Source organism: Neisseria sp. HMSC075C10 (assembly GCF_001815615.1).
GTDB lineage: Bacteria > Pseudomonadota > Gammaproteobacteria > Burkholderiales > Neisseriaceae > Neisseria > Neisseria subflava_A.
The window spans coordinates 34,476-54,443 of the sequence record NZ_KV821248.1; the positions used below are offsets into that span (position 1 = coordinate 34,476).

The 19,968-nt window shown below is 47.7% G+C and carries 25 protein-coding genes, 1 tRNA gene and 1 pseudogene; 21 read left to right on the forward strand and 6 right to left on the reverse strand.

Annotation, left to right across the window (positions count from 1 at the left end; all coding sequences use genetic code 11):
- Nucleotides 1–307, reverse strand: a 307-nt coding sequence (locus HMPREF3047_RS11565) for a transposase (RefSeq protein WP_349267136.1), incomplete at its 3' end; no start/stop codon positions are given.
- A gap of 252 nt (nt 308–559) precedes the next feature.
- On the opposite strand from HMPREF3047_RS11565, the gene acpP reads away from it, so the two are divergent.
- From acpP to HMPREF3047_RS02180, 3 genes are all read left to right on the forward strand, one after another.
- Nucleotides 560–796, forward strand: coding sequence for an acyl carrier protein (gene acpP / locus HMPREF3047_RS02170; protein WP_003679644.1), 237 nt, complete (start codon nt 560–562; stop codon nt 794–796).
- A gap of 161 nt (nt 797–957) precedes the next feature.
- Nucleotides 958–2,205, forward strand: a complete 1,248-nt coding sequence (gene fabF, locus HMPREF3047_RS02175; RefSeq protein WP_070712168.1) for a beta-ketoacyl-ACP synthase II — start codon at nt 958–960, stop codon at nt 2,203–2,205.
- 180 nt (nt 2,206–2,385) lie between these two features.
- Nucleotides 2,386–3,078 (forward strand): hypothetical protein, encoded by a 693-nt coding sequence (locus HMPREF3047_RS02180; protein WP_070712064.1) that lies wholly within the window; start codon nt 2,386–2,388, stop codon nt 3,076–3,078.
- Between the two features lie 55 nt (nt 3,079–3,133).
- Here the strand turns inward: HMPREF3047_RS02180 and HMPREF3047_RS02185 are convergent, their stop codons facing one another.
- On the reverse strand, nt 3,134–3,463 hold the full coding sequence (locus HMPREF3047_RS02185; protein WP_070712065.1) for a rhodanese-like domain-containing protein: 330 nt from the start codon (nt 3,461–3,463) through the stop codon (nt 3,134–3,136).
- Between the two features lie 52 nt (nt 3,464–3,515).
- Nucleotides 3,516–4,172, reverse strand: coding sequence for a protein-L-isoaspartate O-methyltransferase family protein (locus HMPREF3047_RS02190; RefSeq protein WP_070712066.1), 657 nt, complete (start codon nt 4,170–4,172; stop codon nt 3,516–3,518).
- A 182-nt stretch (nt 4,173–4,354) separates the two neighbouring features.
- Here HMPREF3047_RS02190 and tpiA point away from each other — a divergent pair, with 182 nt between their 5' ends.
- From tpiA to HMPREF3047_RS02215, 5 genes are all read left to right on the forward strand, one after another.
- Nucleotides 4,355–5,128 carry a triose-phosphate isomerase gene (gene tpiA / locus HMPREF3047_RS02195; protein WP_004519014.1) on the forward strand — a complete coding sequence of 258 codons (774 nt, stop codon included), beginning with the start codon at nt 4,355–4,357 and terminating at the stop codon, nt 5,126–5,128.
- A 7-nt stretch (nt 5,129–5,135) separates the two neighbouring features.
- On the forward strand, nt 5,136–5,495 hold the full coding sequence (gene secG, locus HMPREF3047_RS02200; RefSeq protein WP_070712067.1) for a preprotein translocase subunit SecG: 360 nt from the start codon (nt 5,136–5,138) through the stop codon (nt 5,493–5,495).
- Between the two features lie 15 nt (nt 5,496–5,510).
- Nucleotides 5,511–5,596 (forward strand) — tRNA-Leu (locus HMPREF3047_RS02205).
- Between the two features lie 90 nt (nt 5,597–5,686).
- Nucleotides 5,687–6,244, forward strand: a complete 558-nt coding sequence (locus HMPREF3047_RS02210) for a UbiX family flavin prenyltransferase (protein WP_004464450.1) — start codon at nt 5,687–5,689, stop codon at nt 6,242–6,244.
- 53 nt (nt 6,245–6,297) lie between these two features.
- Nucleotides 6,298–6,732: a PNPOx family protein gene (locus tag HMPREF3047_RS02215; RefSeq protein WP_070712068.1), complete on the forward strand. Its 435-nt coding sequence runs from the start codon at nt 6,298–6,300 to the stop codon at nt 6,730–6,732.
- A 53-nt stretch (nt 6,733–6,785) separates the two neighbouring features.
- Here the strand turns inward: HMPREF3047_RS02215 and ppk2 are convergent, their stop codons facing one another.
- A complete protein-coding gene (ppk2, locus tag HMPREF3047_RS02220) occupies nt 6,786–7,715 on the reverse strand; it encodes a polyphosphate kinase 2 (protein WP_070712069.1) in 930 nt (309 codons plus the stop codon).
- 167 nt (nt 7,716–7,882) lie between these two features.
- On the opposite strand from ppk2, the gene HMPREF3047_RS02225 reads away from it, so the two are divergent.
- From HMPREF3047_RS02225 to HMPREF3047_RS02270, 11 genes are all read left to right on the forward strand, one after another.
- Nucleotides 7,883–9,667, forward strand: coding sequence for a bifunctional chorismate-binding protein/class IV aminotransferase (locus HMPREF3047_RS02225; RefSeq protein WP_070712070.1), 1,785 nt, complete (start codon nt 7,883–7,885; stop codon nt 9,665–9,667).
- Between the two features lie 101 nt (nt 9,668–9,768).
- Complete coding sequence (locus tag HMPREF3047_RS02230; protein ID WP_070712071.1) at nt 9,769–10,629, forward strand: ParB/RepB/Spo0J family partition protein; 861 nt, start codon at nt 9,769–9,771, stop codon at nt 10,627–10,629.
- A 277-nt stretch (nt 10,630–10,906) separates the two neighbouring features.
- Nucleotides 10,907–11,260, forward strand: coding sequence for an ATP synthase subunit I (locus tag HMPREF3047_RS10875; RefSeq protein ID WP_083297179.1), 354 nt, complete (start codon nt 10,907–10,909; stop codon nt 11,258–11,260).
- The gene (atpB, locus tag HMPREF3047_RS02235) at nt 11,250–12,116 is read left to right on the forward strand and encodes a F0F1 ATP synthase subunit A (RefSeq protein ID WP_070583867.1); all 867 of its coding nucleotides are present in this window, start codon (nt 11,250–11,252) and stop codon (nt 12,114–12,116) included. Before HMPREF3047_RS10875 ends, atpB begins: the two co-directional genes overlap by 11 nt.
- Nucleotides 12,117–12,179: 63 nt before the next feature.
- The gene (atpE, locus tag HMPREF3047_RS02240; protein ID WP_003676106.1) at nt 12,180–12,416 is read left to right on the forward strand and encodes a F0F1 ATP synthase subunit C; all 237 of its coding nucleotides are present in this window, start codon (nt 12,180–12,182) and stop codon (nt 12,414–12,416) included.
- Nucleotides 12,417–12,489: 73 nt separating this feature from the next.
- A complete protein-coding gene (locus HMPREF3047_RS02245; RefSeq protein ID WP_004464459.1) occupies nt 12,490–12,960 on the forward strand; it encodes a F0F1 ATP synthase subunit B in 471 nt (156 codons plus the stop codon).
- Between the two features lie 4 nt (nt 12,961–12,964).
- A complete protein-coding gene (locus HMPREF3047_RS02250; protein WP_049328782.1) occupies nt 12,965–13,498 on the forward strand; it encodes a F0F1 ATP synthase subunit delta in 534 nt (177 codons plus the stop codon).
- A gap of 10 nt (nt 13,499–13,508) precedes the next feature.
- Complete coding sequence (gene atpA, locus HMPREF3047_RS02255; protein WP_049331699.1) at nt 13,509–15,056, forward strand: F0F1 ATP synthase subunit alpha; 1,548 nt, start codon at nt 13,509–13,511, stop codon at nt 15,054–15,056.
- A 24-nt stretch (nt 15,057–15,080) separates the two neighbouring features.
- Nucleotides 15,081–15,956 carry a F0F1 ATP synthase subunit gamma gene (atpG, locus tag HMPREF3047_RS02260; RefSeq protein ID WP_070712072.1) on the forward strand — a complete coding sequence of 292 codons (876 nt, stop codon included), beginning with the start codon at nt 15,081–15,083 and terminating at the stop codon, nt 15,954–15,956.
- Between the two features lie 38 nt (nt 15,957–15,994).
- Nucleotides 15,995–17,392: a F0F1 ATP synthase subunit beta gene (atpD, locus tag HMPREF3047_RS02265; RefSeq protein WP_003683789.1), complete on the forward strand. Its 1,398-nt coding sequence runs from the start codon at nt 15,995–15,997 to the stop codon at nt 17,390–17,392.
- 10 nt (nt 17,393–17,402) lie between these two features.
- Nucleotides 17,403–17,828, forward strand: a complete 426-nt coding sequence (locus tag HMPREF3047_RS02270) for a F0F1 ATP synthase subunit epsilon (RefSeq protein ID WP_049331696.1) — start codon at nt 17,403–17,405, stop codon at nt 17,826–17,828.
- Nucleotides 17,829–18,200: 372 nt separating this feature from the next.
- Here HMPREF3047_RS02270 and HMPREF3047_RS02275 read toward each other — a convergent pair.
- Nucleotides 18,201–18,440: pseudogene (locus HMPREF3047_RS02275) on the reverse strand (flotillin domain-containing protein); the annotation flags it as partial.
- Nucleotides 18,441–18,733: 293 nt separating this feature from the next.
- Here HMPREF3047_RS02275 and HMPREF3047_RS02280 point away from each other — a divergent pair.
- Both HMPREF3047_RS02280 and HMPREF3047_RS02285 read left to right on the forward strand, forming a co-directional pair.
- On the forward strand, nt 18,734–19,078 hold the full coding sequence (locus HMPREF3047_RS02280) for a hypothetical protein (RefSeq protein WP_070712074.1): 345 nt from the start codon (nt 18,734–18,736) through the stop codon (nt 19,076–19,078).
- 55 nt (nt 19,079–19,133) lie between these two features.
- The gene (locus HMPREF3047_RS02285; RefSeq protein WP_070583870.1) at nt 19,134–19,544 is read left to right on the forward strand and encodes a PepSY domain-containing protein; all 411 of its coding nucleotides are present in this window, start codon (nt 19,134–19,136) and stop codon (nt 19,542–19,544) included.
- A 196-nt stretch (nt 19,545–19,740) separates the two neighbouring features.
- Here HMPREF3047_RS02285 and HMPREF3047_RS11385 read toward each other — a convergent pair whose 3' ends face one another.
- Nucleotides 19,741–19,890, reverse strand: coding sequence for a hypothetical protein (locus HMPREF3047_RS11385; protein ID WP_168165898.1), 150 nt, complete (start codon nt 19,888–19,890; stop codon nt 19,741–19,743).
- Nucleotides 19,891–19,968 lie beyond the last annotated feature (78 nt).

Sequence of the window (19,968 nt, forward strand, 5' to 3'; positions counted from 1 at the left end):
AGACCCGTCCGTTGCGTTTCAGAATGCCGAAGACAACCACTTTTCCTGCCACCCCGTGACCACGTCTGCCTTTACGCCGTCCGCCGAAATAGCTTTCGTCCAGCTCGACAGGGCCCTCGAAAACCTCATCGGCAGCCAAGGCCAGATAATGGCTGATAACCATACGAATTTTGCGGTAGAACAGAATAGCGGAGTTGGGCTGAATGCCCAAAATATCGGCAGCGGAACGGGCGGTAACTTCGAGTACAAAAAAACGAAGCAGTTCTTTCTGTACTTTTTTCTTTAATTTGCAGTGTGTTATCTTCATATTTCGAGGGTAACATATCTGCTAATCTAGTACAGCCCCTTTTTTTAATAATGTTAATGTTAATACGTAACAAAACAAATTCCCGCTTGTAGGTTAAAATCAGGCTATGCTAATATGCACAACAACAGGTTTTTACTGAATAATCTGTGCTAAAATGCAGGATTAGATGGAAAACTCTATCCGAATTCGGTACAATACCGACGAATTATTTCCCTTAAACAACCTGCCGCAAGGCGAAAAGGAACGACTGACATGTCAAACATCGAACAACAAGTTAAAAAAATTGTTGCTGAACAACTGGGCGTAAACGAAGCCGAAGTGAAAAACGAATCTTCTTTCCAAGACGATTTGGGTGCTGACTCTCTGGACACCGTAGAACTGGTGATGGCTTTGGAAGAAGCTTTCGGCTGCGAAATCCCTGACGAAGACGCTGAAAAAATCACTACCGTACAATTGGCTATCGACTACATCAACGCCCACCAAGGCTAATCGGTCGCACCAAACATCCAGCCTCTGCTGCGCCATCGCAATAGAGGCTTTTACCTTATTATTAAACCCCTGAAATTTCAGACGGCATGAGTTTTGCCCGTTTCACAAAGAAAAAGAGCAAGGCTGCCGCGAAAATCCCGACAACCAACAGCGAGATTATCATGAGTCAGAGAAGAGTAGTCATCACAGGTCTTGGCCAAGTATCACCGGTCGGCAACGACGTCGCCACCGCATGGAGCAATCTGCTCGCAGGCAAAAGCGGCATCGGACGGATTACCCGCTTTGACGCATCCGACATCAACAGCCAAATCGCCGGCGAAGTGCGCGATTTCGACATCGGCCAATACATCAGCGCGAAAGAAGCGCGCCGTATGGACGTGTTCATCCACTACGGTATTGCCGCCGCCCTGCAAGCCATCAATGATTCAGGCTTGGACGATTTGGAAACCCTCGACAAAGACCGCGTCGGTGTCAACATCGGCTCCGGTATCGGCGGCCTGCCCAGCATCGAAGCGACCGGCAAAGCCGTTATCGAAGGCGGAGCGCGCAAAATCAATCCTTTCTTTATTCCAGGCTCGCTGATTAACCTGATCTCCGGCCACGTGACCATCCTCAAAGGCTACCGCGGCCCGAGCTACGGCATGGTGTCTGCCTGTACGACCGGCGCGCATTCTATCGGCGACTCTGCACGACTGATTAAATACGGCGACGCAGACGTGATGATTGCCGGCGGTGCAGAAGGCGCGATCAGCACTTTGGGCGTTGGCGGTTTTGCTGCCATGAAGGCACTTTCCACCCGAAACGATGACCCTGCTACCGCTTCCCGTCCGTGGGACAAAGGCCGTGACGGTTTCGTTATCGGCGAAGGCGCTGGCGTGCTGGTGTTGGAAGAATTGGAACACGCGAAAAAACGCGGTGCGAAAATTTACGCCGAAATCGTCGGCTTCGGTATGAGCTCCGATGCTTACCACATTACCGCGCCTAACGAAGAAGGCCCTGCATTGGCCGTTACCCGCGCCCTGAAAGATGCCGGCCTGAATCCTGAAGACGTTGATTACGTCAACGCACACGGTACATCGACTCCTTTGGGCGATGCCAACGAAACCAAAGCCCTCAAACGCGCTTTGGGCGATCATGCGCGCAAAGTCATTGTTAACTCCACCAAATCTATGACCGGCCACTTGCTCGGCGCGGCCGGTGGCGTGGAAGCGTTGTACAGCGTGTTGGCAGTACACGAGCAAAAATCTCCACCGACCATCAACATCTTTGAACAAGACGTTGAAGCCGGTTGCGATTTGGACTACTGCGCCAACGAAGCACGCGATGCGAAAATCGACGTTGCCATCTCCAATTCCTTCGGCTTTGGCGGTACCAACGGCACATTGGTATTCAAACGCTTCAAAGACTGATAGAAGGTTTTAAGTAGATTAAAAGGCCGTCCGAAACTAAGTTTCAGACGGCCTTTTTTATTTTAAAATATAAATATTCTTGATAATCTGTATCATTTATATAAAAATATCGACTCCAATCAATATTGCCCGGATTTTATCGGGTAATCAACCCAATTACATTTTTATCAGGAGTCTGCAATGAAAACTATCCGTATTCTAGCATTGGCCGCTGCACTGGCCGCCGTGCCTGCATTTGCGTCTGATTTCGGCCATGAACAGGCATTGACCATAGACAGCAAGCCTGCCCATTTGGCAGAAACTTCAGCCCGTATTTTGGCAAATGAAACCCTGACTGCGCCGCAACTGGTCGAAGATATCACTGATGGATTCGGTTCGAAAAAAATTCCAGGTTATAAATTGATGATTATGGGCCGCACTTATTCGGTGGCGGCAGAAACCAAACCGCCGAAAGAGGGCCAAACTCAGTGGCGGGACAATACGTTCATTCATCGCGGCGTAAAACTGTTTGTCGGTATTCCGGTCAAAAACGGCAAGATGGATTTGGCGTCTGCCAGATTGATTAATATCGGCGTGGTTGACGATAACGGTGGTGCTGCGCCTCATGATGAGGGTGAAAAAATCCGTCCGGTCGGCAAACAGCTGATGTCTCCCGATACCAAAGTGGAAAATGCGAAACTCAATATTGCCAAACTGACGTTGCCAAATATGAAATTAGGCGAAACCAGTGGTGGTGGTGTGAAATTGGAAGCATCGGCAACATTGGATGGTAAGCCGATACAGACCAAAATCGACAGCACTTTCTCCCGCTTCTATTCCGTCAAACCAGCCGCTACACGGCCGTTTATGGCAGATGCACGGTTTGTGAAATAATCGTAAAGGCCGTCTGAAATCCTGCTTCAGACGGCCTTTTATTGATAAAACCGATTCAATACCGCATCATTTTGCTGTCCACCTGCATTGCCCAAGCATCAATACCGCCTTGTAGGTTGTAGAGGTTTTCAAATCCGGCATCTTCTAGATACATTGCCGTGTGCAGGCTGCGGATGCCGTGGTGGCAGTAAACGACGATGGGCAAATCGTCGTCGGGCAGCTCGTTTTGGCGCAGGGGGATGAGGTTCATCGGGATATGAATGGCGGCGGGTAGGGTGCAGATGGCGTATTCTTCATCGGTACGGACGTCGAGCAGATGAAATGCGCGGCCTTCGTCCTGCCATTGTTTCAATTCGGTGGGCGAGAGTTGGATGATGTTGGTCATAGGGTAGAATATGAAAGTATGAGGCCGTCTGAACTTTCAGACGGCCTGTTGTTTAAAAATCGAAATCGCCGAACGGATTGGCCGATTTGTCTTCCAAGTGTGCCACGACGGTGTCGAACAATACCTTTTCGGAAAACTCATTGCCGTTGCGCGTCAGCAAAAGCGCGCGTTGTACCGGTTTGCGGCCGACGATGACCACCATACGGCCGCCGTCTTTCAGTTGCTCTTTCAGAATTTCAGGTACGCTGTCTACTGCGCCGCCCACATAAATTGCATCAAAAGGAGCGCCTTGCGATGCTTCGGTCAGGCCGTTGTTTTGCACATAATCGACGTTGGTAAAGCCCAATTCGTCCAAAACTTTTTTGGCGCGTTGCTGCTGTTCGGCATCGATGTCGTCGGTGACGACTTTGCCGGCCAGTTTGGACAGCAGGGCGGTTGCATAGCCTGAACCTGTACCGATTTCTAAGACGGTTTCGTCTTTTTTCAGTTTCAAGCCTTGAGCCAGGCGGGCAACGACTTTGGGTTCCAACATCTTATGGCCGTTGGTCAGCGGCAGCTCCATATCCGCATAGGCCAAACCTTGAAAAGCCTTGCCGACAAAATGTTCGCGCCCGATCTCCTCCAAAGCATCCAAAATGTCGAAGTCCAAGACATCCCACGGACGAATCTGCTGTTCAACCATATTGAAACGCGCTTTTTCAAAGTCCATATTTGTGCTCCGTTCAATTCTTAATTTTATCGAAGCATACATTATAAATCCTTGTCGGAGAGTGTGCCATCTTTCAGACGGCCTCGAGGCTTGTTAATAATTGCCAAGCGCACATATATCCACTAAACTTTCACATTACACGACGCTACAACAAGCAACAACCAACACACGGAGCAATAAAGATGTATCACCAAATCGGAATGTGGGACCAAAAATGGGTTATCGGCAACTGGAAAATGAACGGCCGACTCCAAAACAACAATGCGCTTATGCACCGCTTCCGTGTCATGCCAACCGCAGAACGCGTGTTAATCGGCCTGGCCGCTCCGACCGTTTATCTGTTGCAACTGCACAACGCCATGCAGATTGTTTTGAACAACCGCATCTTAACCTGTGCGCAAGACGTGAGCCGTTTCCCGAATAACGGCGCATACACTGGCGAAGTGTCCGCCGAAATGCTTGCCGACATCGGTACAGACATCGTTCTCATCGGCCACTCCGAGCGCAGCCTTTATTTCGGCGAGAAAAACGAAATCCAACGCCGCAAAATGGAAAACGTCCTCAACGTCGGCCTGATTCCATTGTTGTGCGTCGGCGAAAGCTTGGAAGAACGCGAAGCCGGTAAAGAACACGAAGTCATTGCCCACCAGCTTTCCATCCTGCAAGGTTTGAACACCAAAAACATCGCCGTTGCCTACGAGCCGGTTTGGGCGATCGGTACAGGCAAAGTCGCCACCGTCGAACAAATCGCCGATATGCACGCATTTATCTACAAAGAAATCTTGTCTTTGTGCGGAAGCGATGTTAAAATCCGCGTTCTTTACGGCGGAAGTGTGAAAGCGGATAACGCAGCCGACATCTTCGCAGTACCTCATGTAGACGGCGCATTGGTTGGTGGCGCGTCATTATCATATGACTCCTTTACCGCCATCATCAACGCAGCACAAGCCTCGTAGAAAACATATGGAAGCCTTTAAAACCCTTATCTGGATCATTAATATTATTTCCGCTTTAGCCGTAATCGTGTTAGTATTGTTGCAACACGGTAAAGGCGCGGATGCCGGCGCAACGTTCGGTTCCGGCAGCGGTAGCGCGCAAGGCGTATTCGGTTCTGCCGGTAATGCCAACTTCCTCAGCCGCTCGACTGCCATTGCCGCAACATTTTTCTTTGCGACCTGCATGGCAATGGTGTATATTCACACCCACTCCAATAAGCACGGTTTAGACTTCAGCGATGTGAAGCAGACCCAACAGGCTCCTAAGCCTGCAACGCCTGCACAAAACAATACAACTCCTGTTGCTCCGAATCCTCAGCAGCAGTAAGACAATTTGATTTATGCCGACATGGTGGAATTGGTAGACACGCTATCTTGAGGGGGTAGTGGCCGTAGGCTGTGCGAGTTCAAATCTCGCTGTCGGCACCACATTAGAAAATCTAACCGCTTTTTAGCGGTTATTTTTTCGTCTTGAGAATCTGCCTTTTATTTATCTTTAGGCCGAGACAGGGAAATACAATGAAACGTTTGGTTGTCGGCATCAGCGGTGCCAGCGGTTTTCAGTATGGCGTGAAAGCTTTGCAGCTTTTGCGTGAGCATCAGGTAGAAACGCATTTGGTGGTTTCGCAAGGGGCGGAGATGACCCGCGCTTTGGAAACGGATTACACCAAAGAAGACGTTTATGCTTTGGCGGATGTCGTGCATTCCGTCCGTAATGTCGGGGCAAGTATTGCCAGCGGATCGTTTTTGACGGATGGAATGTTGATTGCGCCGTGTTCAATGAAAACCTTGGCTTCGGTTGCTCATGGATTTGCCGATAATTTGCTCAGTCGTGCGGCGGACGTAACGTTGAAAGAGCGGCGCAAGTTGGTATTAATGGTGCGTGAAGCACCGTTAAACTTGGCGCACATTGAAAATATGCGCCGCGTGACAGAGATGGGCGGCATTGTGTTTCCTCCCGTTCCGGCTTTATATCAGAAGCCCGAATCCATCGAAGATATGATTACTCACAGCGTCTCTCATGCTTTGGACTTGTTCGGCATCATTCAAAACGATGTGCCGCGCTGGCAGGGATGATGTTTCAGACGGCCTGAGCATAATTACGTCTACTGCGAAGGAAGATAAAAACCATGCAAACGATTCCTGCCAATATAGTGAAGTTTTTGAGTAGTCATCATGTCGTCAGTATTGCTGCTGCGGAAGAGGGTGAAGTTTGGGCGGCTTGCTGTTTTTATGTATTTGATGAGGCGAATGCCCGATTGATTGTGCTGACTTCTTTGCAAACGAAGCATGGCGGAATGATGAGCCGTTTTGCCAAAGTAGCCGGTACCATTTCCGGACAACCTGACAGTATCGCAAAAATCAGCGGCATTCAGTTTGCGGCGACTGCCGCTTTGATTGAGGATGAAGCGGATTTGAAAGTGGCGCAGTCTTTGTATTACAAAGTGCATCCTGCTGCTCGAGTGATGAAAAGCGATGTTTGGGCATTGAATTTGGACAGTGTGAAATTCACTGACAATAAATTGGTATTCGCACAAAAAACGTACTGGAATCGTGAGGATTAAGAAAAGGCCGTCTGAAAGATGAAATTTCAGACGGCCTTTGGTAATGTTACAAATTAATCGTGTCCGAGATCGACAGTTTTGTCTTTGTAACGTGTATCGGGAACCAAAACAATTTTCTCGTCCACTTTGCCGATGGCTTTCACGTCTTTGCCCGGATAGTCCAGCTGATGCAGGAAGTAGCGGATACAGTTCAAACGTGCACGTTTTTTGTCGTCAGAACGGACGATGACCCAAGGCGCGTCGCCGGTGTGGGTGTGGAAGAACATGGCGTTTTTGGCTTCAGTGTAGTCGTCCCAGCGGTCGAGCGATTGGATATCCACAGGAGACAGTTTCCAGTGTTTCAGGGGGTCGTCGCGGCGGGAGATGAAGCGGCGGAGTTGTTCTTCGCGGGATACGGAGAACCAGAATTTGAACAGATGGATGCCGCTGGCAACAAGCATACGTTCCAATTCAGGGGTTTGACGCATGAAGAGCAGGTATTCGTTAGGTTCGCAGAAGCCCATTACGCGTTCTACGCCGGCACGGTTGTACCATGAGCGGTCGAAGAATACCATTTCGCCTGCGGTCGGCAGGTTTTGGATGTAGCGTTGGAAATACCATTGGCCGCGTTCGGTAGTGGTTGGTTTCTCCAAAGCAACCACGCGTGCGCCGCGCGGGTTCAAATGTTCCATGAAGCGTTTGATGGTACCGCCTTTACCGGCTGCGTCGCGGCCTTCAAACAGGCTGACGATGCGCTGACCGGAATCTTTAACCCAGCTTTGTACTTTCAACAATTCGATTTGCAGCTTCTGTTTTTCTTTTTCGTAAACAGAGCGGCGCATACGTTGTTTGTACGGGTAGTTGGCAGGAAGCGGTGCACTGCTGGAATCTTCGTCAGTGCCGCGTCCTTCGTGTTCCAAAACAGCCTTTTCGAATACTTGCAGCTGGTCTTGTTTCTCGCCCAGTTCAACATTCTCGAACGGTTCTAATTGGTGGTCTGCCATAAAGTCTCCTTATCGATTAAGTTTTAAATGATATGGTGTGGTATGACTTAATTTTACCTCTTTATGCTGTGTTAGCCTACATAAAATTACACATAAGTGATTTTTTCCGGCTTGTTTGATAATTTTTGTAAAAACAGCGTATAATCAGCCTATTTGTATCATACATCATGCCTTATTTCGCCCTGTTCGACGATGCGTTAAGCGGTCGTGTAAAACTCTATCAAAATCATGTGGAAAGCTGCCTTTTTCATCATAACGAACTGGCATCGTTGGATGATGTTTTGCAGGCAGGTTGGAAAAAAGGCCTGTATGCAGTGTTGTTTGCAGACTACGAATTCGGATTGCCACTGATGGATATTTCATCCGCGCGCAGTGGCAATTTGCGTTTGCACTGGTTTGCCGATTATTCTGAAATCGATGCCGAAAGCTGGCTGGCCAATCATTCAGACGGCCTTGAGGCAGGCATCTCTACTCCCCGATTCTCCGTATCCGAAGCCGATTATCTCGAGCATATCCGTCAAATCCACGAAGCCATCTGCCGCGGCGATACCTATCAAATCAATTACACCGCACGCTTGCACCTGCAAACTTACGGCAATCCGATTCAGCTTTACCGCCGTTTGCGCCAGCCTGTGCCGTATGCCGTTTTGTCTTGTCTGCCCGACGGGGCAGGGCAGGACGCATGGACTTTGTGTTTTTCTCCCGAACTTTTCCTCAAAATCGATTCAGACGGCCTGATCACAACCGAGCCGATGAAAGGCACTGCGCCGATTCTTCATGACGGACAAGATGAACGCCGCGCCGTTGAATTGCAAAACGACCCGAAAAACCGCGCCGAAAATGTGATGATTGTCGATTTGTTGCGCAACGACCTCGGCAAAATTGCGCAAACGGGCAAAGTATGCGTGCCTGAGCCGTTTAAAGTTTCCCGTTTCGGCAGTGTTTGGCAGATGACCAGTGCCATCGAGGCGCAGGCGCTGCCTGATGTTTCGGTTGCCGATATTCTCCGCGCAGCCTTCCCGTGCGGCAGTATTACCGGCGCACCCAAACGCATGAGCATGCAGATTATTGAGTCCCTTGAATCCGAACCGCGCGGTTTGTACACAGGCAGTATCGGCTTTTTGCATCCGTGTGATACGGGTTTGGGATTTGAAGGTGTATTTAATGTCGTGATTCGCACCTTATCTTTGAAGCCGGTTTCAGACGGCCTTTATCAAGGCGTTTATGGTGTGGGTTCGGGGATTGTGATTGATAGCGATCCTGAAGCCGAATATCGCGAGTGCGGTTGGAAGGCGCGTTTCCTCAATGACTTGCGGCCTGATTTCGGTATTTTTGAAACCATGCGTGTGGAAGATAGACAGTGCCGTTTGCTTGATTTGCATTTAGGCCGTCTGAACAGCTCGGCGCAAGCGCTCAATCTGACTTGGCCTCAAAATGCGGCAGAGCAAATTCAACACTATATAGATGCGTTGCCAAGTGGGTTATTTAGAGTTAAAGCTGCTTTGTTTTCAGACGGCCTTGCATTGAGCCATGCGGCTGTTTCCGAATTGGATGGGCAGCAATACGTCATCTTGAGTGAGCACACATTAAGTCAACGCGATTATCTGCGCCGTTTCAAAACCACGCGCCGTGAAATTTTTGACCAAGCATGGAAAACGGCAGAAGGGCAGGGTGCATTTGACAGCCTGTTTTTCAATTCAGACGGTCTGTTGTTAGAGGGTGGAAGAAGCAATGTGTTCGTCAAATATCAAGGACAATGGCTCACGCCGTCTTTGGATTTGGATATTTTGAACGGGGTAATGCGCCAAGCGGTATTGAGGCAGCCGCAGCTATATTTAGGTGTGGATACAATCAAGGAAACCCACATAACGCACGCGATGTTGGAAAATGCGGAAGAAATCCGTTTGAGTAACGCTTTAAGGGGCATGTTTGCGGTTTCGCTCCGTAAATAAATGGCAATAGTCAAATCATCGTGATTCAAATTGTCGTAAAGCGGCAATATCCGATAGAATACGTCATTTCAACAATGAGGCCGTCTGAAAGGGAAAACAATATGGCAAAAGCAAAAGTTGGATTGGGACGCGGTTTGGATTCGCTGATTTCCAATGCAGTGGACAGCAGCAGTAGCGACCGCCTGACAACGGTTGCCATCGCCGATATTCAGCCCGGCCGTTATCAGGCGCGTGTGCAAATTGATGACGAAGCCTTGCAGGAGTTGGCCGATTCCATTAAGGCACAAGGCATTATCCAGCCGGTTATCGTACGCGAACGTGGTCTGTCTCAATATGAATTGATTGCCGGCGAACGCCGTTGGCGCGCTTCCCAGTTGGCCGGTTTGACCGAAATTCCCGTCGTCATCAAAACCATCAGCGACGAAACCGCGTTGGCCATGGGTTTGATTGAAAACCTGCAACGTGAAAACCTCAATCCGATTGAAGAAGCGCAAGGTTTGAAACGCCTTGCCGACGAATTCGGCCTGACTCACGAAACCATCGCAAAAGCCGTCGGTAAAAGCCGTAGTGCCATCTCCAACAGCCTGCGCCTGTTGAGCCTGCCTGAGCCGGTTCAGGAAATGCTTTATCAACGCCGTCTGGAAATGGGTCATGCCCGTGCGTTGCTGACCTTGCATGTGGTTGACCAATTGGAGCTGGCGCAAAAAGCCGTCAAAAATGGTTGGTCGGTGCGCGAGGTAGAGCGCCGCAGCCAGTTGGCTCATCAAAAAGCCAAGCCTGAAGCAGTCAAAACCATCAGCCCGGATATCCGCCGCATCAATGATGCCCTGACCGAGCGTTTGGGTGTTAATGCCGAAGTCAAAACCAGCAATCAGAAAAAAGGCAAAATCGTACTGCATTTTGATACGCCGGAAACGTTTGACTACCTGCTGAAACAGTTAGGCATTAATCAAGAGTTTTAACGGTTTGATAAACAGGCCGTCTGAAAAAAGTTTTTCAGACGGCCTGAATTTTTGATAAAAGGACTGGTCGTACAGATGTTTACAATACAAATCAAAATCTTCTGTAAAATCTGTGTAGCAACATGTAATTTGTGTTAAACTCCGTTTCTGCAAAGATTTGTTTTATATGTGTTAATCATTTATCTGTGAAAGGTTCACAAAGATTAACATATTGCTTGACGTTAACAAACTTCTTGATTATATTAATTTACCTTGCGTTTTTGGGGTGTGGAGTACAATGAATCAGATAGTCCCATTGCAAGTGATTGTATTGTTAATAATTTCAGTTGTTTGTGCATTATTTTCCGGATTGCCCGGCTTCCTCTCTGCTTTGGCGGGAGGATTTTCGTACATTTTGCCTACCCTGTTTGCAGTTTTACTTTTAAAGTTTTCCCGACGAAATCCCGATCTGCAAAGTTCGATGTTTATCGGCGGAGAGGTTTTAAAAGTAGTGCTGTCGCTGGTATCTATGTCGGTCGTTTTTGCGATATGGCATCGATCACTGGTATTTTACCCATTTTTATTGGCGTTTCTTGGCGTCAGTCATTTGGTTTTTTTAGTATTGTTGAGAGTGAAACACTATGGCAGGTGAAACTATGACCGCTGCCGACTACATCAAGCACCACTTGCAAAGCTTGACCAGTATGTCGGATGTTACTCAGGGTCAAGGACTGAAAAACATCGCTGATTTTTCGTTCATTAACCTTGATGCAATCTTTTTTGCTGTTCTGTTAGGCGTAATCGGCAGCTTTCTTTTGTGGCGCGGTGCCCAAAAAGCAACTGCTGGCGTGCCCGGTCGTTTTCAGGCGGCTGTTGAAATTCTGTTCGAATTCGTGGATAACATGTGTAAGAGCATTATCCATAACGAACAATCGCGTAAAGCCGTTGCTCCTTTGGGTTTGACCCTGTTTGTCTGGATTTTCCTGATGAACGCCATGGATATGTTGCCGGTTGATTTGCTGCCGATGGCATGGCAAGGCATTACCGGTAATCATCATGCACTGTTGCGCGTTGTACCGACTGCTGACTTGAATACAACTTTGGCTTTGGCAATTGGCGTATTGTTGGTATGTATTTATTACAATATCAAAATCAAAGGCTTTGGCGGTTGGATTCACGAATTGTTCAGCGCACCTTTTGGCCCGATACTCGCTCCGGCCAACTTCCTGCTGAACTTGGTAGAGTTTTTGTCCAAAACCGTATCCCACGGTATGCGGTTGTTTGGTAATATGTATGCCGGTGAGCTGGTGTTCCTGTTGATCGCTTTGTTGGGTGGCGCATGGGCGTCAACCGGTAGTATCGAAACTTTGGATCCAATTTTATTTGTATTCCACCTGATTGCCGGTTTGGCTTGGGCGATTTTCCACATTTTGGTTATCACCTTGCAGGCATTTATTTTCATGGCGTTGGCGTTCGTATATATCGGACAAGCGCATGATGCACACTAATCAAGTAGTTTTTTCGTAGTTTGTTTTTGTAGTTTAACCTTTACTATCTTAAGGAGTTTAAAAATGGGTTTGATTGCTATCGCATGTGGTTTGATCGTTGCCTTGGGTGCATTGGGTGCCTCTATCGGTATCGCAATGGTTGGTTCTAAATACTTGGAATCTTCTGCTCGTCAACCTGAGCTGATCGGTCCTCTGCAAACCAAACTGTTCTTGATCGCTGGTCTGATTGATGCGGCCTTCTTGATCGGTGTGGCTATTGCCCTGTTGTTCGCCTTCGTTAACCCGTTTGGTGCTGCGTAATCAAGACGGAGTGATCCGTTCAGATACAGGCTTATGGTCTGTTTGATTAACCCAGATACGAAGGTTAAGTAACGTGAATATTAATGCAACCTTATTTGCGCAAATCCTGGTTTTCTTTGGCTTGGTTTGGTTTACGATGAAATTCGTATGGCCTCCGATTGCCAAAGCATTGGATGAGCGTGCCGCAAAAATCGCCGAGGGCTTGGCTGCTGCCGAGCGCGGTAAGAGCGATTTTGAGCAGGCAGAGAAAAAAGTTGCAGAACTTATGGCCGAAGGGCGTAATCAGGTAACCGAAATGGTTGCCAACGCCGAAAAACGTGCTGCAAAAATTGTAGAAGAAGCCAAAGAGCAAGCTTCTCATGAAGCAGCACGCATTGCAGCCCAAGCAAAAGCTGATGTGGAGCAAGAAGTTAACCGTGCGCGCGAAGTGTTGCGTGAACAGGTTGCTACACTGGCTGTTAAAGGTGCGGAATCTATCTTGCGTAAAGAAGTTGATGCTTCCAAACATGCAGATTTGCTCAGTACCTTAAAACAGGAGCTGTAATCTTATGGCAGAGTTCGCAACGATTGCCAGACCTTATGCGAAAGCATTATTTAGTCTGGCTCAGGAAAAAAACCAAATCGAGTCTTGGTTGGGCGAACTGAAAGAACTCGCAGCGGTTGTTCAAGATGAGAAAGTTATTGCTCTCATCGAGCAACCGGAAACGGGAGCTTCCGAAAAAGCAGAAACGCTCAAAGGTCTTGTCGGTATCAAAAATGTCGAATTGGCAAATTTCATTACCGTTTTGGCCGAGCAAAAGCGTTTGCTGGTATTGCCGGAAATTTATGCCCAATATCAAGATTTGACCTTGATACACAACAATACGAAATCGGCAGTAATTTACAGCGCGTATGAACTCAGTTCTCAGCAGCTGGCCGATGTTACCGATATCCTGACAAAACGCTTCAATAGCAAATTGGATGTGGTAGCTAAAGTTGCCCCTGAATTAATCGGCGGCATCAAAGTAGAAGTGGGTGATCAGGTCTTGGATTTGTCCGTACAAGGCAAACTGAATGCTTTGTATGCGACTATGACAAATTAGGAGAGTTTTCATGCAGCTTAATCCTGCTGAAATTAGCGATTTGATTAAAGCCAAAATCGAAAATCTGTCCGTCAATACAGAAGTGCGTACCCGTGGTACCGTTGTTTCTGTTACAGACGGCATTGTGCGCATTCATGGCTTGTCAGACGCGATGCAAGGTGAGATGCTCGAATTCCCCGGTAACACTTTCGGTCTGGCCATGAACTTGGAGCGTGACTCCGTCGGTGCCGTAGTGTTGGGTGAGTACGAACACATTAAAGAAGGCGATACAGTTACCTGTACCGGCCGTATTTTGGAAGTGCCGATCGGTCGTGAACTGGTTGGCCGCGTGGTTGATGCATTGGGTCGTCCTATCGATGGTAAAGGTCCAATCAACACAACATTGACTGCTCCAATCGAAAAAATTGCACCAGGTGTGATTGCGCGTAAATCGGTTGACCAACCAATGCAAACCGGCCTGAAAGCCATTGACTCTATGGTTCCGGTTGGTCGTGGCCAACGTGAGCTGATTATTGGTGACCGTCAAACCGGTAAAACTGCCGTAGCACTGGATGCCATCGTTAACCAAAAAGGTACAGGCGTTATCTGTATCTATGTGGCTATCGGTCAAAAAGCATCTTCTATTGCCAACGTAGTACGCAAATTGGAAGAGCATGGCGCGATGGAGCATACCATCGTGGTTGCTGCAACTGCTTCTGAAGCCGCTGCACTGCAATATATCGCTCCTTACTCCGGTTGTACCATGGGTGAATTCTTCCGTGACCGTGGTGAAGATGCGTTGATCGTATACGATGACTTGTCTAAACAAGCCGTTGCATACCGCCAAATTTCTCTGCTGTTGCGCCGTCCTCCTGGCCGTGAAGCATATCCCGGCGACGTATTCTACCTGCACTCCCGTCTGTTGGAACGTGCGGCCCGCGTCAGCGAAAACGAAGTTGAAAAACTGACCAATGGCGAAGTAAAAGGCAAAACCGGTTCTCTGACTGCGTTGCCAATTATTGAAACCCAAGCCGGTGACGTATCAGCATTCGTACCAACCAACGTAATTTCGATTACAGACGGCCAAATCTTCTTGGAAACCGACTTGTTCAACGCCGGTATCCGTCCTGCAATCAATGCCGGTATTTCCGTATCGCGCGTAGGTGGTGCAGCACAAACCAAAGTCATCAAAAAACTGGGTGGCGGTATTCGTTTGGCGTTGGCACAGTACCGTGAATTGGCGGCGTTCTCGCAATTTGCTTCCGATTTGGACGAAGCAACACGAAAACAGCTGCAACACGGTGAAGTGGTTACTGAATTGATGAAACAAAAACAATTCAGCACATTGAACACTGCCGAAATGGCATTGACTTTGTGGGCGATCAACAACGGTTCTTACGCAGATGTTCCGGTATCCAAAGCCTTGGCTTTCGAAGCAGAATTCCTGAGTTTCGTACGTACGCAACATCCTGAGGTTCTGGAAGCGATTAATGCATCAGGCGCAATGTCTGACGAAAGCGAAAAAGCATTGACCGAAGCCATGAAATCTTTCAAATCTTCTTACGCTTACCAAGCATAAGTATTGAGATGAAAGGAGTCTGAAATGGCAGTCGGAAAAGAGATTCTCACCAAAATCCGTAGTGTTCAAAATACCCAAAAGATCACTAAAGCGATGCAAATGGTGTCGACCTCTAAAATGCGGAAGACTCAAGACCGGATGCGCTTAGCGCGTCCGTACGCCGAAAAAGTGCGTACAGTGATGAGCCATCTTGCACAGACCAATACCGATCATGGTATCAAATTGTTGGAGCCACACCGCGAAGTGCGTCGTGCCGGTTTCATTTTGATTACCTCGGATAAAGGTTTGTGCGGCGGCTTGAACGCAAACGTACTGAAAAAGTTTTTGGCGCAAGTTCAAGAGTATCAGGAACAAGGCATCGAAGTCGAAGTCGTGTGCCTGGGTAGTAAAGGTTTGGCTGCATGCCAAAGTATCGGTTTGAATGTTATTGCCAGTGCAACCAATTTGGGTGATACCCCAAAAATGGAATTGCTGCTCGGCCCTCTGACCGAAATCTTCCAACGTTATGAGAAGCATGAATTAGACCGTATCCATATGGTTTACTCACGTTTCGTCAATACAATGCGCCAAGAGCCGCGTATGGAAGTTTTGCTGCCTATCGGTGAAAACGTTATTGACGACGGAACAGGTCATTCTTCATTTACTTGGGAATACCTCTACGAGCCGAGTCCTATCGCCGTATTGGAATATTTGGTTCGCCGCTATTTAGAGTCTGTGGTTTATCAGGCATTGAGCGATAACATGGCATCTGAACAAGCTGCGCGTATGGTAGCGATGAAAGCCGCAACCGACAACGCAGGCAATGCCATCAAAGAATTGCGCTTGGTGTACAACAAATCGCGTCAAGCCGCGATTACCACAGAATTGTCAGAAATTGTAGCAGGTGCAGCGGCAGTTTAATGCCGTCTGAAGCCTGAACAGGAAATTAGGATACGATAATGAGCCAAGGCAAAATCGTACAAGTTATTGGTGCGGTGGTTGACGTGGAATTTCCACGCGACGCTATCCCGCATGTTTACGATGCCCTGAAATTGGACGAGAACGGTCTGACTCTGGAAGTTCAACAGCTTCTGGGTGATGGCGTTGTCCGTACTATTGCAATGGGTAGTTCAGACGGCCTGAAACGCGGCATGTCTGTAAGCAATACTGGTGCGCCAATCACTGTGCCGGTAGGTAAAGGTACATTGGGTCGTATTGTCGACGTATTGGGTACACCTGTTGATGAAGCAGGTCCGATCGATACCGACAAGAGCCGTGCCATTCACCAAACTGCTCCAAAATTCGATGAGTTGTCTTCAACTACCGAATTGTTGGAAACCGGTATTAAGGTGATTGACTTGCTGTGTCCGTTTGCTAAGGGCGGTAAAGTAGGTCTGTTCGGTGGTGCCGGTGTGGGCAAAACCGTGAACATGATGGAATTGATCAACAACATCGCCAAAGCGCACAGCGGTCTGTCCGTGTTCGCAGGCGTGGGTGAACGTACCCGTGAAGGTAACGACTTCTACCACGAGATGAAAGATTCCAACGTATTGGATAAAGTAGCCATGGTGTATGGCCAAATGAACGAACCTCCAGGCAACCGTCTGCGCGTTGCTTTGACCGGTTTGACTATGGCTGAATACTTCCGTGACGAAAAAGACGAAAACGGTAAAGGTCGCGACGTATTGTTCTTCGTTGACAACATCTACCGTTACACTCTGGCCGGTACCGAAGTATCTGCACTGTTGGGCCGTATGCCTTCTGCAGTGGGTTACCAACCGACATTGGCCGAAGAAATGGGTCGTTTGCAAGAGCGTATTACCTCTACCCAAACCGGTTCCATTACTTCCATCCAAGCCGTATATGTACCTGCGGATGACTTGACTGACCCGTCTCCAGCGACAACTTTCGCCCACTTGGACGCGACCGTCGTATTGAGCCGTGATATTGCATCTTTGGGTATTTACCCGGCAGTTGACCCGCTTGACTCCACTTCACGCCAATTGGATCCGATGGTATTGGGTCAAGAGCACTACGACGTAGCGCGCGGTGTACAGTCTACTCTGCAAAAATACAAAGAATTGCGCGACATTATCGCCATTCTGGGTATGGACGAATTGTCTGACGAAGACAAACTGACTGTGATGCGTGCCCGTAAAATTCAACGCTTCCTGTCTCAACCGTTCCACGTTGCCGAAGTATTTACCGGTTCTCCAGGCAAATACGTTTCATTGCGTGACACCATCGCCGGCTTTAAAGCCATCTTGAACGGCGAATACGACCATCTGCCTGAACAAGCGTTCTATATGGTAGGCGGCATCGAAGAAGCGGCTGAGAAAGCGAAAACCTTAAACTAAGGAGGCCGGCATGAGCACCATGCAAGTTGAAGTGGTTAGTAGCGAGCAAAACATCTATTCGGGCGAGGCCAGCTTTGTGGTGGTTCCGACCGTTCAAGGTGAGCTTGGTATTTATCCACGACACGAGCCGATTATGAGTTTGGTACGCCCCGGCGCATTGCGTTTGACTGTTCCGGGTGAAGCTGAAGAAGTGCTGGTTGCCGTTTCCGGTGGCGTTTTAGAAGTACAGCCTGATAAGATTACCGTATTGGCAGACGTTGCCGTTCGCAGTACAGAAATGGATCAGGCGCGTGCTGAAGCAGCTAAAAAAGCAGCCGAGGCAGGTGTTTCTGCAGCCAAAGATGATAAATCTCTGGCCGAAGCGCACAAAGCATTGGCAGCAGCCATTGCCCAGCTGAAAACTTTGGACTACCTTCGTTCGCAAAAAAACAAGTAATGTGGGTTCATCAAGAAAAAGCACAACGAAATGTTGTGCTTTTTTATTTGCCTGAAGATAAGCGGTTTGATATTGAAATGTCGATAGATGAGTAGATGGCAAGTTTGAAATCGAAACGGTAGAACAGGTTTTTATGATTAAATTATTGGTGGATCATCATTGAAGTAGTTAGCCTTGTGATTCACATTTAAAATAGCCCACCCAATCTTTATTATCCTCAAAAAAATAGATTGGATGATTCCTAATTTATTGCAATTGCAATAGAATTGAATTTATCAGTATTGAAAATATTAGCGTTTTTCTGAGCTCGCATATAAAAAAGGCTGTCTGAAAAGTTTCAGACGGCCTTTAAATCATTATTACGGCATTCGTTTATGATTGGTCGATGGTTTTATCCAGTCCTTGGGTCAGACCGTTGATGTCGCCACCATTTAGTCCCAACTCTTTCAAGAGACCGTCAACCAACGGAGCTTGGCTGCGGTAACGCAGGGCACTGTTGACCATTTGGTCTGCAAGGCTGGCTTGTGTGGCTTGGCCGGCTGAAACATCTTCCGCACCGTTTGCACCACCGGCAAAGCCACCCAGACCATTGACTTGCAAAATCTTGATGTCTCGATTTTTTCCATTGGGCAGATTCCCAATACTACTCCCACAACGCATTGAAAATGTCCGGTGTGCAATAGAATTCGACTCATTCGATAAATTCGTCCCAATCCTTAAATATTACAAAGTAAAGCAATACTGCGGTTATCAAGCCGAGCAAGATGGCACAAATCATTAAATCCCCCTATTTTCAGATGATCTGTGCGTACCGTAAAGAAAGGCCGTCTGAAAACGCTCCTAATTTTTCCCTAAGTCCTGCGTGTTTAAATGTCTATACCGACAACAGACACAAAGGGAACGGAATGAAACATTCTGAGTCGCAATATACAAAACCGTCCAACCTGCTTTTGAAGAAATTACTATTTCCAGTCGCCGTTGTTTGCGCCATTTTTCTTGCAACAGAAGGTTTCGATCTTTACGAAGACTACGCCCAATACCGTATGGAGACAGATCCGGCGTTCGCGCAATACCACGACCGCGCTTTGTCTATCCTGCATAACAGAGGCTATGAAGTCCACGATTCTGACACGGACCTACATTGGGCAAGACCTGTTTTGGAATTTGAGGCCTACAAAGGCAGCTTGGAATACAAAATCGTGATGTCTTATCCCGATTTGAACATTATCGAAGAACGCGTTGATTTATAATCAGCTTCCGAATATTCCTTATTTGACTTACCCCTACGTCCCGAAAGGATACGATATGAAAAAACTTTTATCAGCATTACTCTTAGGCAGTATCGCACTGACCGCTTGTGCCGCCCCTAATTCTTACAACTATGATGACAACTATCGTACTGATCGCACCGACCGCTACGAGCAGCGTTATGATCGTCATGATGACCGTTATGACGACTACCGTTACCGCGACGGCAAGTATTACGATGATGATTACATCGAATACAAAATTTACAGCGATCCGTCTTTCGAGCAAAAACGTGCACAAGTGATGCGGATACTTGAACAACGCGGTTACATCGTGCATGAAATTGAAGCCGACGATCATATTGGCCGTCCCGTACTGAAAGCTGAAGGCTTCAAAAACGGACACGAATACGACATCATCTTTTCATGGCCTGACCTGAAGATTATCAGCGAACATATCGACTATTGATTTGTTCCGCCACACGCCGCAAGGATAAGCTCCTCGCGGCGTTTTTCTTTTCAGACGACCTTTCTGACAAAGAAGGTCGTCTGAAAACTTGACTTATTTTATATAATGAAGAAATGCAATCAGATTTTCATAAACATCCAAGCCCAAAAAACATACACAATGAGAAAAGGACGATGTTTGAGGAAATTTTTAAACTTTATCCGGGATGCGCCAAGCACGTCGGCTTGAGCAATTCACAGATTTTTTCAGATGGCGTATTCGCACCTTCCATTTTGCGTTCAGCAATAAAATCAGCATCTTCTTGAGCAATGCGCATACTGATTGAGATACGGTTCGTTGCTTTCATATTCGTTTGTTTTGGTTTGTATTCATTTGAATAAAAATATCCAATATGGGATTCTGGGGCGCAATGCTTAAAACCGTA

Coding starts and splice junctions, on each gene's coding strand:
- acpP (WP_003679644.1), top strand. CDS start 560: ATGTCAAACATCGAACAACAAGTTAAAAAAATTGTTGCTGAACAACTG.
- fabF (WP_070712168.1), top strand. CDS start 958: ATGAGTCAGAGAAGAGTAGTCATCACAGGTCTTGGCCAAGTATCACCG.
- HMPREF3047_RS02180 (WP_070712064.1), top strand. CDS start 2,386: ATGAAAACTATCCGTATTCTAGCATTGGCCGCTGCACTGGCCGCCGTG.
- HMPREF3047_RS02185 (WP_070712065.1), bottom strand. CDS start 3,463: ATGACCAACATCATCCAACTCTCGCCCACCGAATTGAAACAATGGCAG.
- HMPREF3047_RS02190 (WP_070712066.1), bottom strand. CDS start 4,172: ATGGACTTTGAAAAAGCGCGTTTCAATATGGTTGAACAGCAGATTCGT.
- tpiA (WP_004519014.1), top strand. CDS start 4,355: ATGTATCACCAAATCGGAATGTGGGACCAAAAATGGGTTATCGGCAAC.
- secG (WP_070712067.1), top strand. CDS start 5,136: ATGGAAGCCTTTAAAACCCTTATCTGGATCATTAATATTATTTCCGCT.
- HMPREF3047_RS02210 (WP_004464450.1), top strand. CDS start 5,687: ATGAAACGTTTGGTTGTCGGCATCAGCGGTGCCAGCGGTTTTCAGTAT.
- HMPREF3047_RS02215 (WP_070712068.1), top strand. CDS start 6,298: ATGCAAACGATTCCTGCCAATATAGTGAAGTTTTTGAGTAGTCATCAT.
- ppk2 (WP_070712069.1), bottom strand. CDS start 7,715: ATGGCAGACCACCAATTAGAACCGTTCGAGAATGTTGAACTGGGCGAG.
- HMPREF3047_RS02225 (WP_070712070.1), top strand. CDS start 7,883: ATGCCTTATTTCGCCCTGTTCGACGATGCGTTAAGCGGTCGTGTAAAA.
- HMPREF3047_RS02230 (WP_070712071.1), top strand. CDS start 9,769: ATGGCAAAAGCAAAAGTTGGATTGGGACGCGGTTTGGATTCGCTGATT.
- HMPREF3047_RS10875 (WP_083297179.1), top strand. CDS start 10,907: ATGAATCAGATAGTCCCATTGCAAGTGATTGTATTGTTAATAATTTCA.
- atpB (WP_070583867.1), top strand. CDS start 11,250: ATGGCAGGTGAAACTATGACCGCTGCCGACTACATCAAGCACCACTTG.
- atpE (WP_003676106.1), top strand. CDS start 12,180: ATGGGTTTGATTGCTATCGCATGTGGTTTGATCGTTGCCTTGGGTGCA.
- HMPREF3047_RS02250 (WP_049328782.1), top strand. CDS start 12,965: ATGGCAGAGTTCGCAACGATTGCCAGACCTTATGCGAAAGCATTATTT.
- atpA (WP_049331699.1), top strand. CDS start 13,509: ATGCAGCTTAATCCTGCTGAAATTAGCGATTTGATTAAAGCCAAAATC.
- atpG (WP_070712072.1), top strand. CDS start 15,081: ATGGCAGTCGGAAAAGAGATTCTCACCAAAATCCGTAGTGTTCAAAAT.
- atpD (WP_003683789.1), top strand. CDS start 15,995: ATGAGCCAAGGCAAAATCGTACAAGTTATTGGTGCGGTGGTTGACGTG.
- HMPREF3047_RS02270 (WP_049331696.1), top strand. CDS start 17,403: ATGAGCACCATGCAAGTTGAAGTGGTTAGTAGCGAGCAAAACATCTAT.
- HMPREF3047_RS02280 (WP_070712074.1), top strand. CDS start 18,734: ATGAAACATTCTGAGTCGCAATATACAAAACCGTCCAACCTGCTTTTG.
- HMPREF3047_RS02285 (WP_070583870.1), top strand. CDS start 19,134: ATGAAAAAACTTTTATCAGCATTACTCTTAGGCAGTATCGCACTGACC.
- HMPREF3047_RS11385 (WP_168165898.1), bottom strand. CDS start 19,890: ATGAAAGCAACGAACCGTATCTCAATCAGTATGCGCATTGCTCAAGAA.